Source organism: Pantoea sp. B623, assembly GCF_024814475.1.
In the GTDB taxonomy this organism is placed as follows: domain Bacteria; phylum Pseudomonadota; class Gammaproteobacteria; order Enterobacterales; family Enterobacteriaceae; genus Pantoea; species Pantoea ananatis.
On sequence record NZ_JANUXM010000004.1, the window covers coordinates 2,023,813 to 2,040,719 of the forward strand.

At 52.8% G+C, this 16,907-nt stretch carries 15 protein-coding genes; 7 read left to right on the top strand and 8 right to left on the bottom strand.

All coding sequences use genetic code 11. The annotated features are described in order from the left end of the window. Positions 1-104: 104 nt before the first annotated feature. The 4 genes from NXS97_RS11275 to feoA form a co-directional block, all read right to left on the bottom strand. Complete coding sequence (locus NXS97_RS11275; RefSeq protein WP_028715961.1) at positions 105-1,409, bottom strand: oligosaccharide flippase family protein; 1,305 nt, start codon at positions 1,407-1,409, stop codon at positions 105-107. After that, the gene (locus NXS97_RS11280; RefSeq protein WP_015701205.1) at positions 1,406-2,404 is read right to left on the bottom strand and encodes a glycosyltransferase; all 999 of its coding nucleotides are present in this window, start codon (positions 2,402-2,404) and stop codon (positions 1,406-1,408) included. Before NXS97_RS11280 ends, NXS97_RS11275 begins: the two co-directional genes overlap by 4 nt. An 862-nt stretch (positions 2,405-3,266) precedes the next feature. Next, the gene (gene feoB / locus NXS97_RS11285; RefSeq protein WP_116219987.1) at positions 3,267-5,588 is read right to left on the bottom strand and encodes a Fe(2+) transporter permease subunit FeoB; all 2,322 of its coding nucleotides are present in this window, start codon (positions 5,586-5,588) and stop codon (positions 3,267-3,269) included. Further along, complete coding sequence (gene feoA, locus NXS97_RS11290) at positions 5,588-5,812, bottom strand: ferrous iron transporter A (protein ID WP_013024283.1); 225 nt, start codon at positions 5,810-5,812, stop codon at positions 5,588-5,590. Before feoA ends, feoB begins: the two co-directional genes overlap by 1 nt. Positions 5,813-6,245: 433 nt before the next feature. On the opposite strand from feoA, the gene cspA reads away from it, so the two are divergent. After that, positions 6,246-6,458, top strand: a complete 213-nt coding sequence (gene cspA / locus NXS97_RS11295; protein WP_014606872.1) for an RNA chaperone/antiterminator CspA — start codon at positions 6,246-6,248, stop codon at positions 6,456-6,458. Between the two features lie 562 nt (positions 6,459-7,020). Beyond that, positions 7,021-8,682 carry a methyl-accepting chemotaxis protein gene (locus NXS97_RS11300; protein WP_013024281.1) on the top strand — a complete coding sequence of 554 codons (1,662 nt, stop codon included), beginning with the start codon at positions 7,021-7,023 and terminating at the stop codon, positions 8,680-8,682. Between the two features lie 43 nt (positions 8,683-8,725). Here the strand turns inward: NXS97_RS11300 and NXS97_RS11305 are convergent, their stop codons facing one another. The 3 genes from NXS97_RS11305 to NXS97_RS11315 are packed head-to-tail and all read right to left on the bottom strand — an operon-like array spanning position 8,726 to position 10,498. Continuing rightward, positions 8,726-9,049, bottom strand: coding sequence for a YciI family protein (locus NXS97_RS11305; protein WP_013024280.1), 324 nt, complete (start codon positions 9,047-9,049; stop codon positions 8,726-8,728). 18 nt (positions 9,050-9,067) lie between these two features. Continuing rightward, on the bottom strand, positions 9,068-9,694 hold the full coding sequence (locus NXS97_RS11310; protein WP_013024279.1) for an FMN-dependent NADH-azoreductase: 627 nt from the start codon (positions 9,692-9,694) through the stop codon (positions 9,068-9,070). Between the two features lie 24 nt (positions 9,695-9,718). After that, a complete protein-coding gene (locus NXS97_RS11315) occupies positions 9,719-10,498 on the bottom strand; it encodes an alpha/beta fold hydrolase (RefSeq protein ID WP_014595134.1) in 780 nt (259 codons plus the stop codon). A gap of 119 nt (positions 10,499-10,617) precedes the next feature. Between NXS97_RS11315 and NXS97_RS11320 the strand changes: the two genes are divergently transcribed. Further along, complete coding sequence (locus NXS97_RS11320) at positions 10,618-11,622, top strand: GlxA family transcriptional regulator (protein ID WP_013024277.1); 1,005 nt, start codon at positions 10,618-10,620, stop codon at positions 11,620-11,622. On the opposite strand, the gene NXS97_RS11325 is transcribed toward NXS97_RS11320, so the two are convergent. Then, the gene (locus tag NXS97_RS11325; protein ID WP_228225441.1) at positions 11,605-12,738 is read right to left on the bottom strand and encodes an endo-1,4-beta-xylanase; all 1,134 of its coding nucleotides are present in this window, start codon (positions 12,736-12,738) and stop codon (positions 11,605-11,607) included. The two genes, NXS97_RS11320 and NXS97_RS11325, sit on opposite strands and share 18 nt — an antisense overlap. A 388-nt stretch (positions 12,739-13,126) precedes the next feature. Here NXS97_RS11325 and NXS97_RS11330 point away from each other — a divergent pair, with 388 nt between their 5' ends. The 4 genes from NXS97_RS11330 to NXS97_RS11345 all read left to right on the top strand — a co-directional run bounded on the left by NXS97_RS11330 (position 13,127) and on the right by NXS97_RS11345 (position 16,778). Next, positions 13,127-14,089 (top strand): aldo/keto reductase, encoded by a 963-nt coding sequence (locus NXS97_RS11330; RefSeq protein ID WP_013024275.1) that lies wholly within the window; start codon positions 13,127-13,129, stop codon positions 14,087-14,089. A 207-nt stretch (positions 14,090-14,296) separates the two neighbouring features. Further along, on the top strand, positions 14,297-15,637 hold the full coding sequence (locus tag NXS97_RS11335; RefSeq protein ID WP_013024274.1) for a carbohydrate porin: 1,341 nt from the start codon (positions 14,297-14,299) through the stop codon (positions 15,635-15,637). 212 nt (positions 15,638-15,849) lie between these two features. Further along, positions 15,850-16,161, top strand: a complete 312-nt coding sequence (locus NXS97_RS11340; RefSeq protein ID WP_014606875.1) for a cupin — start codon at positions 15,850-15,852, stop codon at positions 16,159-16,161. 77 nt (positions 16,162-16,238) lie between these two features. Then, complete coding sequence (locus tag NXS97_RS11345) at positions 16,239-16,778, top strand: ATPase AAA (RefSeq protein WP_013024272.1); 540 nt, start codon at positions 16,239-16,241, stop codon at positions 16,776-16,778. The last annotated feature ends 129 nt before the right edge of the window (positions 16,779-16,907 follow it).

Below are 16,907 nucleotides of genomic sequence, written 5' to 3' on the forward strand. Positions count from 1 at the left end.
GCCTACAGATAATCGACGAGGAAATTAAATCTCAAAGAATGTATTTCAATATGATGAAAGGTATTATTTCTCAAAAATAATAATACCTTTCATAAAAGCTTAACTTACCGGCCAGAAAACAGGGTACGGTTAATCAGGAACCATAATTTACCCGGCTGGATGAATATTTTATGAATATTCATCATCGGCTGACCACGGAAAAAATAATTAAGAACGGTGAAAGCCATAAACTCGGTAATGACAACGCTTATCGCCGCTCCGGTGATGCCAAACAGCGGCACCAACGTTACCGTCGTTGCCAGACACACGGCCAACACACAAAACGTTTTTTTGATCAGATAACGATAACCGTTGTACTTGATGATGAATCTGTCCATTACGCTGCTCAGCACACCGAACATGGCACCAACGCTTAACAGCACCATGGGCGCAATTGCTTCGGTGTAGGCCGCGCCATAGAAATGCGCAATAAACCACGGGCCGACAAGGATGATGCCAAGGATCACACCAAGTGAAACGGCAATGACCAGCAACTGCAGTTTTTGGGCCCGCACCACGGCCACGTCAGGATCGCGTTCGGCAAACAGAGCCGGATAGAAAGAAGCCAGCAGCGCATTAGGCAAAAACACCCACGCCACTGACAACGTCATCGCGACCGAAAAAATACCCGCCTCTTTCAGGCCTAAAAACCAAGAGACGCTGAGCTGATTCAGTCGGGTGTAAATGGTAATCGCGATAACCGACATCACCAGCGAACGCCCGGCCTGAAGGATATAGCGGCTGTAACGGCGAATATGGCTCAGCCTGGGAAGCGGCGCTCGTACCTGAGAATGCCTGTGGTACCAGCCAAACACGCAAATTTTAATGACGAAAGGAATAAAAGTCGCCAGTACAATCGGAATCGCCAGCAACTCAGGTTCGAGCTGGTAGTACGAAATTCCATAGCGAATGCCCAGACTGATGAGCAGACCGGTCAGATTCGCCATGACATTCAGCCTGGCATTCAACACCGCTTCGTTATAGATGTTAATCAGGTCGATAGCAGAAAACAGGCAGGCCAGCGCGGCGGCGCAGATAAAGACAAAAGCCTGAGCACTCATCTCCTCACGCATCACGATGATGCCAATCACAGACAACACGCAGTAGATGGCAAAGACCAGCATGACGGCGGGCACCATAAGCCGGATGCCAGAGCGGTGGTTCTGCGCAATGCGTTTGAGCAGAATGACGTCGCAGCCCATCATGGCAACCGACTGGATAAACTGGAATATCAGCATCGAAATCGCGATGACGCCGAACGTCACAGGCCCCACGTATTTCGCCACAAAAGAGGTGACGAACATCAGCCCAAAGACGGCAACCAGCTTCTCAATAATCATCCACAGGGAGTTTTGTAGCTTCTGTTTCACGACCGTGCCCTCAGCACATTCTGTGCGAAGTGACGCAGCCCCGATACCAGCCGCGGAGACAGAAAGAAAAAGGTGAAGTACAGGCTCCATGCATCCGGAATGACACCGGCGGCGCAATAAGCACGGTAATTTTGACGGTAGAGATCGATATATTGCTTAACAAACGCAGCGTTGAACTCCCTACTGTGCAGTGCTTTGTAAATGTGCGAAGCGGTCACCTTCAGGAACAAAAAGTAGTAAAAGCGTTCATGGGGGCGCAGCAGCAGCATTTTAATTCCTGCAAACGCCCGGACATAGGTGAAGTGTTTTTCTTTAAGATCCGAACGCGTGGCAGAGTTTCTTGATTCGACATAGTGATAAACCACACGACGGCTAAACACGACCTGCCCGTGGCGCGCAGCAGACAAATAACTGATGACAAACAACAGATCTTCAAAGTTAAAGATATCTTCACGGAAGCGCAACTGCTGCTGCTGCACGATGTCTCGGCGGAAAAACTTATCGCAAAGACCGTGCCTGGGCGTGTGATACAGCAGTTCACTTATCGCCTTATCCGCACTCATACAGCGCTGTGTGTCGTTTTCTGTTACCTCTGACAGAGGTTCCCCATCATGAGAAAACGTACGCGATTCGCCTACGGCTAAAATTGCATCGTCCTTCATGAGCATCAGCCAGGTATCAAGTACACGTGGGGGCAGGAAATCGTCAACATCAACGAAAGAAATAAAGGTACCCTTTGCGGCGTCCAGCCCACAGTTACGCGCTGAAGAAACCCCGCCATTAGGCTTATCGATGATCAATACACCAGGATAATTCTGGTATTCATTCAACAGTTCAAGTGAATTATCGCTGGATCCATCATTCACCAGAATCAGTTCACAGCGCTCAGCCTGTGGCTGCTTAAGAATACTCTTAACGCAGCGCGCAATAAATTCGGCGCCATTGTAAACGGGCACAATAAATGACACTAAAGGGCCCTGCTGATTATTAATCATATAACCTCTGGTGTGACAAATTTATTAAAATGAAATGCAGAGAGATGGCCAGTTAGTCCCAACTATTTTTTATTTGAACAATTTTTGGCTACTCTAAATCAGTCGTATGTAGGCACATCGTCAATTTTTGTATCAAAATGTTTTAAAGAACTCCAGTGATAAAAAAAACCAAAAAAAACAAAACAATAACAGATAAATTAGGAGTATTCTGTAATTTATAAAGGACCTGGAATACCGTCTGAAATGCACAAAGGATGGTATATTCCACTTTACACAAATGCGGATCGTTTTCGCAATAAGCCGGCTCTACAAACCGCCCCACAATGCGAAATCAGGACTCTCTTAATCGTAGTCTTACGGGGAGGAAGTGAGGATTCTGTCTCAGGAATAAGAATATCCTTATAATAGCCATCAAAATGCTAAAGGCGGCATAACTAAAAAAACAGCAAAGTCCACAACTAAATAAATATATAAAGCAGAAGACGCCATCGTGTTTAATTAACGTTTAACTTCATGCATCGGTGTATTGAAGATATATCGCCACGCTAAATATTCACGCGGCTGATATATCGAATACTCTTTTTTGCTTAAACGGCCTGTTTTTTTAAACATCACATTTTGGCCGGTAGCCGTCATGCTCACACGGGCCTATGAGCACGCACTATGTATTGTACCTAAATCGAAACAGGCTGAGGGCCAATCAACTGCCGCGTGATTAAGGCTGTTGTCAGCGGGCACAGTGGTTTTCAGGATCGGGGCAACTGACAACGCCCTGGCGTCGGACCATCAGTACCATTGCGCCCATCACGCCAACAGCAACAGAGGCGAGTTCCGGGCGCTGATTCGTCGCACGGCAAACGCCCTAACCTGTATGCTGATGTTTGGCGCATCCCTGGCAGCCCCCACAACCCACTGAGGTTGCCACGCTGGAAAAAGGCGTCACCTTCACGCGCGTGCTGAATCGCCGCAGCAGAACAAACACCACAGCGTTGACCATTACGACACCGATCAGGCAAAGCGCACTCACGCCAGGGTGGCTGCGGAAGCTGACGCTCTGATAAAACAGCGTGGCGACGGAATAGGCGACGTTTAAACCCCAAAAGAATGAAAACAGCATCCAGTTTCTTCCAGCCTCGCGGGCAATCGCCCCCATAACCGAGACGCAGGGCACGTAAAGCAGCACAAAAATTAAGTAGCTGTAAGCGGCAAAGCCGTTGCCAAACTTCGCACTCATCACGCCCATCTGCCTGGCATTTATTTCACTGTCTCCTTTGCTGGCCTCGATAGGATTTGCCAGCGCGCTCAGGCGAAACGCCGCTTGCAGACTGTTGCCGGTTTCTGTGAGTGCGTCGCCCAGCTCACCTAACAGATCAAAGTGCTGCGGATCAAAGGCACCGCTTTGCACATCTTCTCCGACATAGAGGCTGTTCAGCGTTCCAACCACCACTTCCTTTGCCATAATGCCGGTGACCAGGCCCACAGTGGCCTGCCAGTTATCCGGAGTGATCCCGATTGGCCGCAGTGCTGGCGTGACGACTTTGCTGGCTGAGGCCAGGGCGGACTGGTTGATATTGTCCACCGTCGATCCGTTAAACGAAAAGCTGCTGAGCAGACCGATAACCATGCTCACTAAAATGATGACCCGTCCGGCACGGATGATAAACATTTTCAGGCGCTGCCAGGTCTGGATCAGCAGGCTCTTGAGATGGGGACGATGATAGACGGGCAGCTCCATCACAAACGGAGACGCTTCTCCACGCAGCAGCGTATGTTTCAGGATCAACCCGGTGATAATCGCCACAGCAATGCCCAGCACGTAAAGGGAAAAGACCAGGCTGGCGCTGTAAGCCCCAAAAAACGTGGCGGCAAATACAGCAAAAATGGCCAGACGAGCGCCGCAGGACATGAAGGGCGCAATCAGCACCGTAAGTAAGCGCTCACGGGGTGAGTCGAGCGTGCGGGCGCCCATAACGGATGGCACATTGCAGCCAAAGCCGACGATTAAGGGAACAAAGGATTTACCGGGCAGGCCCAGCGACTGCATCAGGCGATCGATAACAAATGCTGCACGCGCCATGTAACCGGAATCTTCCAGAAAAGAGAGAAACAGATACATTAGGCCAATCTGCGGCAGAATCGGTAGCACGGTATTGATTCCGGCACCGATTCCCTGTGCCAGAAACACCGTCACCCAGTCGGGAAAGTCAAAGTGAAAACCCAGCCATTGCGTGCCATGAATAAACAGCGCCACCGAACCGCTATCGAATAGTGGCTGGAGGGCGGCACCAATATTGATCGACAGAACAAACATCAGGTACATCACACCCAGAAAAACTGGAATACCTGCCCACCGGTTGAGCACGATGCTGTCCAGTCCTTCAGTCAGCGTGCCCGGCGCCGACTGCTGAATATTACTGACGGCGGCACAGAGCGTCGCAATGGCCTGATAACGGCTGTCGGCGATCACCATCGCTGGATCGCCGCCAGCCGCCTCAACAATCTCGGGCAAATGCGCTACGGCCGCAGGACAAACCTCACGGCTGTGAACATCGCCTTCCAGTAGCTGTAACGCCAGCCAGCGCTGTTTTTGCGTGCTGATCTCGCCGGGCATCATAGCGCGGAGCCGGGAAATCGCTGCTTCGATCCCGGACGGGTACACCACCGGCGGCGGCGCGATCTCTTTTTGCCAGCTATCAATGGCGTCTTTCAGCTTAGCGATGCCGTCAGCACGGGTAGAAGTCAGGGTGACAACCGGACAGCCCAGACGGGCTGAGAGTGCAGCGATATCAATGCGAATGTTATGGCTGGCCGCAATGTCCTGCATAGTCAGCGCCACAATGCAGGGAACCCCCAGTTCCAGTAACTGAAACGTCAGGAAAAGATGGCTCTCCAGGTTTGAACTGTCAATCACGTTCACAATCAGGTCGGCGTGATCGTCAAACAGGTATCGGCAGGCGATGCTTTCATCAACAGAGCCGTCCGCCGAACAGGTGGTGAGCGAGCGGGTGCCTGGCAAATCCACCAGTCGCACATCCGTTGTGGCGGTAAAAAACTGCCCTTCTTTACGTTCGACAGTGACGCCGGCCCAGTTGCCGACGCGCTGACGTGCGCCAGTAAGCTGGTTAAACAGCGTGGTTTTGCCGGTATTTGGGTTGCCAATCAGGCCTAGAGTCAATGTTTTCATCAGCGTATTTCTTCCAGCATGACGGACGCCAGGTCCTGCTGCCTGACCGCAAGGCTCACGCGACGCGTGCGGACCTGAACGGGATCGCCCAGCGGTGCGATCCGAACGACCTCAATCAGCGTGCCGGGTAACATGCCCATAGTTAATAATTTTTGCCGCCAGGCGGGATGAATAGAATGTTGGTATCCCCTGATGCGATAGGTTGTACCTGGTGTAATTTGCATGGCCTTATCCGTTCCGGTAACAGCAGAAAGGGATTATACAAATGATAACTATTCTTGTTTATTGATCTGGATGGGCAGAACCCCAGGAAAGCAGAAATGAATGGGGTGGTGGCGATCGGGATAAGCGGGCCTGTTCAACAACGGGCCGTGGCCAGCGCAAGGCCGTGCGCTGGCCGGGTTTGTTACATGGCCGCCTGCCTGTCTGACTTAAATAAAATTAAACCTTGCTTAATACGTTCAACCTCTATAGTGTAGCGACATCGGTTTGGAACACAGACCTTATGAAAGCAGTTTTAGTAAAGCAGTCCTCAGTTCAAGCGTCATTCCCAGATGCCCTTCTTCATGAGCCTCCTCCTAAGTGCCCAATAAGTAAAATCTGCAAAACAGGCCATCTTCGTCACCTTGCGTGGCTCAAAATGAAAAGGACACATCTATGTCAACTAAAATGACTGGTTTAGTAAAATGGTTTAACGCTGATAAAGGCTTCGGCTTTATTTCTCCTCAGGACGGCAGCAAAGATGTATTCGTACATTTCTCTGCTATTCAGAGCAGCGATTTCAAAACATTAGATGAAGGCCAGAAAGTGGAGTTCTCAATCGAGAACGGCCCTAAAGGTCCTTCAGCTGGCAATGTTGTTGCTCTGTAACAGCTGATGCCCTCACGACCGCTTACGATAGCGATGATGGCAACAGCCTGAGCAGTTAAGTCGTTGTGAAAAGAACCCGCCTTGTGCGGGTTTTTTTATGCCTGTCATAAACTGCATTCGCCCTTGCTGCAGCCTTCCAGAATATTGTTCGCCCTCCATTGCGCCAGCACGCCTGACATCCGCTAACCTCTGCATCGCTTGCACGAATAACGCCAGTGGGAGAAAAGCGCCGGGCATCAGGTTTTCATTATTATTTCAAAGCGTTATTATATTCACGTGAAAATACAGGCATCGGGTGTGCAAAATAACGACGCATGGGCGCAAACCGTGGACCTTTTTATTATTCTCAGATCACAATAATGTATCTGATGGTACATTTTAGCCGCGCTGCCTTTTATCATTGAGACGATGTTCCCCAAGGGCTCGCTAACATTTTCTCTCTTCAGAAAAGCCGCTTTTATTTCTTAGTTATTGTCATAGATCACATTATTTATCGCGTCACTATTAAGCTAATCATTTTAATACCGATAAACCTGTATCACCTTTTACCGGGATTACTGCAATGCTTAAAAACCTTAAAATCACGACGGGTATTGTTGCCGTGTTATTTCTTTTTAGTGCGCTATTGACCATTACGGGCTTTCTTTTTTATTCCTCTGTCAGTCAGGCCGGGCGCAATTTCTCGCATACTGAACAACTTACGCTGCAGCAACAACAGTTGAGCGACAGTGTACAAACGCTGATTAAAACCCGCGTGACGATCAGCCGCGTGGCGATTCGCTTCCTTAAAAACCAGAAAGATCCGGCGTCACTGGCGTCTATTGCCAAACTGCTGGAGGTGGCAAAACAATCCGCCGATAAAGCTGATGAGTATTTCCAGGCTTATAAGACCGCACCCGCATTACCGGGTCAGCATGCTGAGGTGACAAAAAATGTCGAGGCGGCTTACAACAAGATGCACGAAACAATGCTCGCCTCAGTAGACTTCCTGAAAAATAATAACTATCAGGGTTACGGGAATCTTGATGCGCAGGAAGCTCAGGATAATCTGGATAAGGCTTATCAGACATGGCGCAGTGCGAACTACCAGTTAATGAAGCAGATAGCCGCTGAAAACGATAGCAACTACAGTAATATGCTGTGGACGTTGCTGATTATCGCGATCATTGCCCTTGTCACCGTTGCCACTGTTTGGGCCGGTCTGAGAACCCTGCTGCTGAAACCGCTGAGCATGGCGACGGATTACATGCGTGCTATCTCTGCCGGTGATCTGACTCAGGAGATCGCCAGTGAGAGTCAAAATGAAACCGGCAGACTGCTTCGCCAGCTCGAAGAGATGCGCAGTGCGCTGGTTGTCACCATCCGCTCTGTGGATGATGCCACGCAGTCAATTTTTACCGGCGCGGCAGAAGTTTCTGCCGGCAGTACCGATCTCTCCTCGCGCACCGAACAACAGGCCGCAGCCCTTGAGGAAACCGCAGCCAGCATGGAGCAGCTCACCTCAACGGTAAAACTGAACGCGGAAAATGCTCAGCAGGCAACCACCATGGCGAAAGATGCCTCCGTGATGGCCTCGCAGGGTGGGCAAATCGTCGCGAAGGTGATCGCCAACATTGAACAGATAAGTGAAAGCTCAAAACAGATCGCCAGCATTATTGGCATTATTGACAGCATCGCCTTCCAGACCAATATCCTGGCGCTTAACGCCGCAGTGGAAGCCGCGCGTGCGGGCGAGCAGGGACGTGGTTTTGCTGTGGTGGCCGGTGAAGTGCGGTCTCTGGCCGGTCGCAGCGCCAGCGCGGCCCAGGAAATACGCACGCTGATTGACCAGTCCACCCAACGCGTAAACAGTGGTTCGACGCACGCCTCAGAAGCAGGCGATGTGATGGGCAGCATTGTGAATTCCGTTAACAGCGTGACGCAGTTGATGGCAGAGATTGCCTCCGCCTCGGCCGAGCAGACGCGCGGCATTGAGCAGGTGAGTAAAGCGGTATCTGAAATGGATGGCGTCACGCAGCAAAACGCCGCGCTGGTTGAAGAGTCGGCCAGTGCCGCTGCCTCGCTGGAGGATCAGGCAACGCAGTTACGCCAGTCGGTAGCGGTGTTTAACACAGGCAGAACCCCGGCCGCAGGTCAGAATGTGCTGCGTAAACCATCGCTGAAGAAGCCTTTAGCGGAGAGCACTAGCGCTGGCCTGTCAGCGGAAAACTGGCAGTCCTTCTGATTGCATTGCTGCGGGGCAAGTGCCTGCCCCGCAGCATCGCGTTTTAGTGACCAGAAACGTCAATGACCTTCGTATCCTTGCCCCAACCAGATAAAAATGCTGACGAGACCAGCGCCGGATGCACGCCTGTCACCACCACATCGACTAACGCTGATGCAACAAAAGGATCGTCATCCAGCATAGTCCTGACGGCATGCTCATCGGGTGCCGCCGCTAATACCAGTCCGCCGCGCTGATGCTCCAGGGGGCCGGCAAATATCACCTTGCCTGCTTTGATATTGTCAGCCAGCCATGCTTTATGACCTGGATTGTATTTTTCTCGTTCCGCTTCAGAACGACGATAAATGAGCGTGATAACGTAAAGCATGAGCTATCCTCCGATTTATTACAGATTTAGGGACTGAATAAGCGTCGCGGCAGCATGGCGAGCGTTATCCATTTCGCGCAGCAGAATTGCTTCGCCTTTTGACGCCCCTTCTGCACGAACAAAATGAATGTTCTTGATGCCTAGAAATCCAAAAAAGGCAGAGAGATAGCGCTCCTGAAAATCCATATCTTCAAACTGACCACCGTGGTAAAAGCCGCCTCGTGCTGAAGCAATAATCACGGTTCGCCCACCGGATAATCCTACCGGACCGTTCTCGGTGTATTTGAAGGTCTTGCCTGCCTGAGCGAGCCGATCCAGCCAGGCTTTAAGCTGAGTTGGCACCGAGAAGTTATACATAGGTGCACCTACCAGGATGACGTCACTGGCAAGGAATTCCGCCACCAGGCTTTCAGATAATCGATGCTGCTGGATAACGCGCTCATCGAACACGTCTCCGTCCAGCGATCTGAATCCTGCTGCAATGGGTCCTGTAAGGTGGCTGATCTCATCCGCTACCACGTCGCGGTAAACCACGTGAGTATCCGGGTATTTTTCAGTCAGTCTGCTAGCGATATCTGCCGTCAATTGACGAGTAACGGATTGCGCTTGAAGAATACTGGCGTCGATATGAAGTAATCGGATCATGTCATTCCCCTGGTAAAGTTAACGCTACGGAGTGGTAAGGGTCCTGGCGGCGCGATCTATCAAAGCCGCAACCTGTTCAGGATGTGAAACAAGAGACATATGACTGGAGGCGATGCGCTCAATGCTGGCTCCGATGGAGGCAGCAATGCGCGTCTGGACGGCAGGCGGTAGCGCCTTGTCATCTGTGGTCAGCAAATACCATGAGGGTTTGCTTTTCCATGCGGCCCGTTTCACCTTGTCATCAAACGCCCGCGCCGCTATGGGCTGCTGGACCGCAGTCAGTTCACGCACCAGTGCTTCAGGCACGTCACCGGCCATGATCTCAGCGAAATGGTCTGCACTATCGAGCCAGATCAGTCCATGACTGTCAGCCAACATCCCTGTCATCGGGGCATGAAGTCGCTGCAACAGATCGGCGGCAGATTCACCGCTGTCAGGCACCAGCGCAGAGAGAAACACCATCCCTTTGACCTTTGGATCATTTGCCGCGTCGGCAACCACCACCCCGCCCCAGGAATGCCCCACCAGCAGCACCGGCCCCTGTTGACGCGCAATGACATGCTCAGTGGCATTGACATCATCCTGCAGCGAGGTCAGCGGATTCTGTACGGCAGTAACGTGATAGCCTTTATGCTGAAGCTGGGTAATCACGGCTTTCCAGCTTGAGCCATCGGTAAAAGCGCCGTGAACTAACACAATGTTTTTGATGGCTGCTGCCTCCGCCATGATTTGCGTGCTGAGTAACGTCAGGCCCAGCAGAACGGCGAGTTTTAAACGTATCGCTTTTCCTGTTTTTCCCCACATCCGTCTTTCCACCCATTAGCCGTTATCATGCAGACCATCGTAACCCTGTAAAAAACACCTTGTAAGATGGCGAACTGGACAATTAACATGCAAAACTCGCCATTAAGAGGAAAACGCATATGCGCATTGCGATTGTGGCGCTGGAAGGCAGCCTGTCTTCAGCGATTAACGGGTTTTGTGACACCTTATGGATTGCTCGCCAGGTTATCGCTTCCCGCCCCGACTATGCTGAACGCGTTGCCAGCACGCTGTTAGAAACGCAAATTGTCAGCGCAGATGGTCAACCGGTTCGGGATGCGCAAGGCCGATGGCTTCATGTCGATGGGGATTTTGCCCAGGCCGCTCAGGCCGACATCGTACTGGTAGGTGGAATGGCGCTCGGCAGCGACAGGTTTCCGCTTCATGCCGGTGCGGTCACGCATGCGGCGCAGTGGATAAAAAAAATGCATCAGCAGGGCGCAACGGTAGGTGCCGCCTGCGCTGGGGGTTTAGTGCTGGGCGAGGCGGGATTGCTCGATCGCCGACGTTGTACCACCACCTGGTGGCTTTTTCCTACACTGCGGGAGCGTTACCCTCACGCCCGTCCTGTCTGGGGAAAAACGCTGGAACAGCAGGACAACATTATTACCACAGGCGGCCCGCTTTCCTGGACCGCCCTCACGTTGCACCTGCTCCAGACGATGCTGGGGGCTGACATTACCAGACAGATTGCCGATATGACGGTGGCTGATGCCCAACCCTTGTCGCAACGTCTCTACGCACCGCCCGGCTTTATCAATACCCAGCACCCCTTGCTCATGCGGGCTGAAGAGATTATTCGTTATCAAAACCCCGGCATTACGGCAGAACAGTTGGCATCCGCCCTGCATACCAGCGAACGCACGCTTCACCGCAAAATGAAATCGCTGACCGGGGAAAGCCCCAAGACCTTCATCACCCGGGTAAGAATTGAAGGTGCCTGTATTCAGTTGGAAAACCCCGCCGTGAGCATTCGCAAAGTAGCGGCCGACTGCGGTTATTCGGATGAGACGAGTTTTCGTAAAGCATTTAGCCAGATGATGGAGATGACGCCGCTGCGTTATCGCCAGTGGATAGCTGCACGCGCGTCATCTGAGATCCGGTGATGAGCGGAGCGCGTGCAGCGCCGCCCAACTGGCCTCTTTAATGCTGCCGTCTTTACCAAACAGCAGCGGCCCGGTCGCCAGCGCGTCCCCCGCCTTCGGTGTCGCAGCCGTGCGGTGCGGCGTATCCCAAACGCCCCACGTTAAAATGGCGGCAACGCCCGCCTCCAGAACCAGTGAAAGATAGCGTTTATACAGCGCGGCAACCGCCATCGGCCGGCTCTCCATCGGCACGCTGCTGTCATCCACGTCCAGTTCGGTGATGTACACCTTCAGGCCAAGCGATTTCACGTCGTGAATAAATGCCGCCAGCCCCGGCCCAAAAGCGGGATGGGGACCGGCTTTGAGATGAGACTGGATGCCGAGCGCGCCAATCGGAATATGTCTGGACTGCAAGTCGCGCAGCATAGCCAGTACCGCCGCCCGTTTCCTTTGCCCACTCACATCGTCACTTTCCAGCCCGTAATCGTTGTAACAGATGACCGCATGGGGATCGGCCTGGTGCAGCGCCTCGCAGGCAATATCCATATAACGCGTACCAAGCCGCTGATACCAGAAACTGTTGCGCCATCCACCAGGTTGTCCGTCGGCGAGATTGATGATTTCGTTAGCCACGTCCCAACTGTGAATCTGCCCGCGGTAGCGGCCCGCAACGGTCGCTATATGCTGCCTCAAAACCTTCTCCAGCTCAGCCTCATCAGCAATAGCCTGTACCCAGTCCGGCAGGGCGCGGTGCCAGCAAAACGTATGCCCGCGAAGCCTTATCCCCTGCTCGCGGGCAAAGGCGGCGATCGCATCGGGCCCGGCGAAATCGTAGCGATCGCGCGCGGGATGGACGGCCATCCATTTCAGCGCATTTTCCGGCACGATAATGCTCGCCTGACTCGCCACAAACTGCCGATAGTGCGCATCGGATTGCAGACTGTCGGGCCTGACGGCAAAGCCAAACAGCCGATGACTTTGCGCCGCAACAGTTTTAAGGGCGGGAAAAGGTGGGATGGATGCCAGAACTGGCAACGGCAGCGCGCCCGCCAGCATCAGCGCCGCGCTGCTTTTCAGAAACCGGCGTCGGCATGGCGAGGTTGAGGTAAAGACGGTATCGGTAAGACGTAGCGCCACGATGCCTCCGGATTCCAGTGGGCAATATTCCGGCCACGTTGGCCCGGCCCCTGCTTTTTTATAGCGCCAAACGACCTCGCCGTCTGCCGCGATTCTTTGCATTCTGGTTAAGATGGGTTTCAGACTGTAAAAAATGCAAGGTCAGGTTCCGTGCCGGGAAAAGATGGCCTTATCAGCTGGCATCGCCGGCGCCTGATGGCGGGCAAAACAGATGAAAATACGTTCCCTTTCATCTGCCCTATACGGGCTAAATTCATCTCACCCTTCTCATCCGTCTCGGCACATTGCATTCGCCTGGCGCACGGGTTGATAAGCCGAATTAAATAACGAGGATTTTCCTTTGCTAAGCTGAAAGATATACCTTATTCGTTTAACCAAGGAGAATGCTATGACGCAGCTTAAAACCCGCCAGCTCGGCAACAGTGGTATCAACGTGCCGCTTCTGACTTTTGGCGGCAATGTGTTTGGCTGGACGGTAGACGAGAAAACCTCGTTTTCCCTACTTGATGCGCTGGTTGAAAAAGGTCTGTTCTTTATTGATACCGCAGACGTCTATTCCCGCTGGGCACCAGGCAATCAGGGTGGCGAGTCAGAAACCATCATCGGCAAATGGCTGAAGAAAAGCGGCAAACGCGACAAGATCGTGCTGGCGACAAAAGTCGGTATAGAGATGTCGCCAGAGAAAAAAGGGCTGAAACCCGCCTATATTCGCCAGGCCGTGGAGGATTCCCTGCGCCGCCTGCAAACGGATGTTATCGACCTCTATCAGGCACATCGTGACGACGAATCCACGCCGCTGGCCGATACGCTGGGCACTTTCGACGCACTGGTGAAAGAAGGAAAAGTGCGGGCGCTGGGTGCATCCAATTACAGCGCGCAGCGGTTGCAGGCGGCGCTGGATATCAGCAAGCAGCAGGGGCTGGCGCGCTATGAAACCCTGCAGCCGGAATACAACCTTTACGACCGTGAAGGTTATGAAAGTGAACTGGAGCAGGTCGCACGCGACAACCACCTTGGCGTGATCAATTACTATGCGCTGGCCAGCGGCTTTCTGAGCGGTAAATACAAGAAACCTCAGGATGCCGCGAAAAGTCAGCGCGGCCAGGGCATTGTGGATAAATACCTGAACGAACGCGGCTTGCGGATTGTTGAGGCGCTCGAAGATGTCGCCGCCTCGCATGATGCTTCGGCTACTCAGGTTGCACTGGCCTGGCTGATTGCCCGTCCGGGTATTACGGCACCGATCGTCAGCGCCACCTCCCTGCAACAGCTTGATGAACTGGTAAAGGCAACGGAACTGGCCTTAAGTAAGCAGGAGATTGAAGAACTCTCCCGCGCCAGCAAAGCCTGAGGCGAAAGGGATGCTCCGGCATCCCTTTTTTTACGCTGCCTCGCAATAAATGCCTTTTCTGTTAAAAACATATTCGTTCAGAGAGAGCTGTCACACTTGCGTTAATTACTTATTATCTTGACGTTATATACGCACGGATTTGCAAAAATTGACATTTAGTCAGCATTATTCTCTGCCCTGTCAATTACTGTCATTCACACAAGAATAATGATTATGAATATGCAAAAAGCAGTGCAGTTTATGCCTCGCCTGGCCGCGGGCACCCTGATGTTTACGATGCTAAGCGCCTCCGCGCTGGCCGCCGATGCCTTCAGCTACGATTCACCTTATCTGTTTGGTGACTGGAACGGTTCGCGAACACAGCTGGAACAAGACGGCATTAAATTAGACGTTAATTACACCATGGAAAGCGCCGCTAATCTGGGCGGCGGCGCCGATACCCATACCTCAATGCGTTACAGCGATCAGTGGGCTTTCGGGGCCAATTTTGACCTGCAAAAACTCCTCGACTGGCAGGATACTCAGTTCCAGGTGACCATCACCGATCGTAATGGTCGCAACATCTCCGATCAGGTTGCCGACCGTCGCACCGGGATGCTCTCTTCGACACAGGAAGTCTACGGCCGCGGCCAGACCTGGCGACTGACGCAGTTCTGGTTAAGCAAAGGCCTTTTCGATAACACAGTGAATGTTAAAGCCGGCCGCGTTACCGTCGGAGAAGACTTCGATAATTTCGACAGCAAGTTTCAGAACCTGGCATTCGGCAGCGGTCAGGCCGGTAACTGGCGCGGCGATCGCTGGTTTAACTGGCCGGTATCCCAGTGGGGCGGACGGGTGAAGGTTAACTTTACCCCTGAGGTCTTTTTCCAGGTTGGTTTCTATAATCAGAACCGCGCGAACTACGACCGGGGCGACGGCTTCCGTCTTGATACCAGCAATTCTGAAGGCAATCTGGTGCCGGTCGAACTGGGCTGGAAACCGACTTTCGGACCGGAGAAGCTGCCGGGTAATTATCGCATCGGCTACTACTACTCGTCGGCAAATGGCGATAACTACGGCAGCTGGCGTGATGGCGCCTATCAGAGCAAAGACCATGCCTACGGCGGCTATGTGCTGTTACAGCAGCAGCTTACGGCACAAGGCGGTGATGCCAGCCGTGGCCTGGGCGTCAGCCTTCAGGCGGTCATGAACGATCATAAAACCTCTAAAACAGATAACTACCAGTCCATCAGCTTCACCTGGAAAGGGCCGTTTGATGCCCGTCCGCAGGATGAGATTGGTGTGGGGGCCGCGCGTATTCACGTTAACAGCGCCTATACCCGCTCGCTGCGTGCGCAGAACGATGCCAGCGGCCAGACTGACTTTACGAGTCCAACCTACCTGCCCATCCAGGAGGGGTCGGAATACAATTATGAGATTTACTACAACGCCCAGTTGACCAGGTGGCTGCAGTTGCGTCCTAACCTGCAATACGTTGTTGCGCCGGGCGCCGTCAGTGAGGTGAAAGATGCCTTTGTGGGTGGAATCAGCGCTAACGTGAACTTCTGATTCCGCCTTCATGCCAGCCGGGCAGGTGACCGCATCCGGCTGGCTGGTTTTATCGTGCACGTGGCAGCGCCCCGGCGTGCCGCGCTGGCTCACCTGGCCCCGTGCGAGTGACCTCCCCTTCCTCTGCCAGCAATATGCGCAATATTTTGCAAATCATGCCTCATGTGATGCGATATAACCGTATCACACGCGTTCAGACTGTCAGGAAAAAAATGAAAACCTACGTCAGCAAAGCTTTCTCAGCCGAAAAGGCCTGGGGCGCCCTCGACATTGCTAATTTTGAAGGCACAACCGTGCGCCTTCACTGGACAGACAGGCCTTACAAATGGCATATCAATGATGGCCAGGAAGTGTTTGCCGTTATGGATGGTTGCGTTGACATGCATTACAAGGAAGCGGGAGAAACGAAGACAATTCGTCTCGAAACGGGCGATATTTTCTATGCCAGTATCGGTACCGAGCATGTCGCCCATCCCCAGGGTGAAGCGCGAGTGCTGGTGATCGAAAAAGAAGGTTCAGTCTAATTCTGCTGGATTGCCCTTCTGCCCTTCTGCCCGTCGGGCTGAGGGCAATCCACCACACCGTCTACAGGACCGTCGCCATGAATGCGTTAATCAGTCTTGAGGATCTGGGGCCACGCATCTGCATTATGGGGCCGTCTAACAGCGGAAAATCAACGCTTGCGACCGCGATCTCACATCACACCGCCCTGCCTGCCATTCATCTTGACCAACTTTATCACCTGCCCAATACCCACTGGCAGCCAAGAGAGAAGGCTGAGTTTTTGCATTTACATCATCAGGCTATTCACCGGGATTGTTGGGTAATGGACGGCAACTACACAGCCTGTCTTAACGAACGACTGGCGCGAGCAACCGGCTATATTCTGCTTGATGTCCCAATGCCCGCCAGCTTGCTGCGTTACGTCAGACGCTGTTACGCCAGTGCCAACCGGCCGGGCGCACTTGAGGGCAGTGTGGATAAGGTGAACTGGGCGATGATAAAGCACATCGCGTTGATAACGCCGGGAAACCGCAGGCGCTATAAAACGCGCTACCCGCACATCGATCTGCCCAAATGCTTTTTGCAGGGCACAAAGGCGATTGATGAGGCTTACAGGCGCTGGAATTTGGCTGTGTAATCCGCGTATTCTTGTCCGGGATCGGTCGTGTCTGGCCCGGTTGTATGGTGGGAGGCGTTGCGCCTTACCGCGTCCGGTGCAGCCAACCTGGCCTCTGCCGGTGAAGCGCGATGTCCGGTCGTTTTTATT

Coding starts and splice junctions, on each gene's coding strand:
- NXS97_RS11280 (WP_015701205.1), bottom strand. CDS start 2,404: ATGATTAATAATCAGCAGGGCCCTTTAGTGTCATTTATTGTGCCCGTT.
- feoB (WP_116219987.1), bottom strand. CDS start 5,588: ATGAAAACATTGACTCTAGGCCTGATTGGCAACCCAAATACCGGCAAA.
- feoA (WP_013024283.1), bottom strand. CDS start 5,812: ATGCAAATTACACCAGGTACAACCTATCGCATCAGGGGATACCAACAT.
- cspA (WP_014606872.1), top strand. CDS start 6,246: ATGTCAACTAAAATGACTGGTTTAGTAAAATGGTTTAACGCTGATAAA.
- NXS97_RS11300 (WP_013024281.1), top strand. CDS start 7,021: ATGCTTAAAAACCTTAAAATCACGACGGGTATTGTTGCCGTGTTATTT.
- NXS97_RS11305 (WP_013024280.1), bottom strand. CDS start 9,049: ATGCTTTACGTTATCACGCTCATTTATCGTCGTTCTGAAGCGGAACGA.
- NXS97_RS11310 (WP_013024279.1), bottom strand. CDS start 9,694: ATGATCCGATTACTTCATATCGACGCCAGTATTCTTCAAGCGCAATCC.
- NXS97_RS11315 (WP_014595134.1), bottom strand. CDS start 10,498: ATGTGGGGAAAAACAGGAAAAGCGATACGTTTAAAACTCGCCGTTCTG.
- NXS97_RS11320 (WP_013024277.1), top strand. CDS start 10,618: ATGCGCATTGCGATTGTGGCGCTGGAAGGCAGCCTGTCTTCAGCGATT.
- NXS97_RS11330 (WP_013024275.1), top strand. CDS start 13,127: ATGACGCAGCTTAAAACCCGCCAGCTCGGCAACAGTGGTATCAACGTG.
- NXS97_RS11335 (WP_013024274.1), top strand. CDS start 14,297: ATGATTATGAATATGCAAAAAGCAGTGCAGTTTATGCCTCGCCTGGCC.
- NXS97_RS11340 (WP_014606875.1), top strand. CDS start 15,850: ATGAAAACCTACGTCAGCAAAGCTTTCTCAGCCGAAAAGGCCTGGGGC.
- NXS97_RS11345 (WP_013024272.1), top strand. CDS start 16,239: ATGAATGCGTTAATCAGTCTTGAGGATCTGGGGCCACGCATCTGCATT.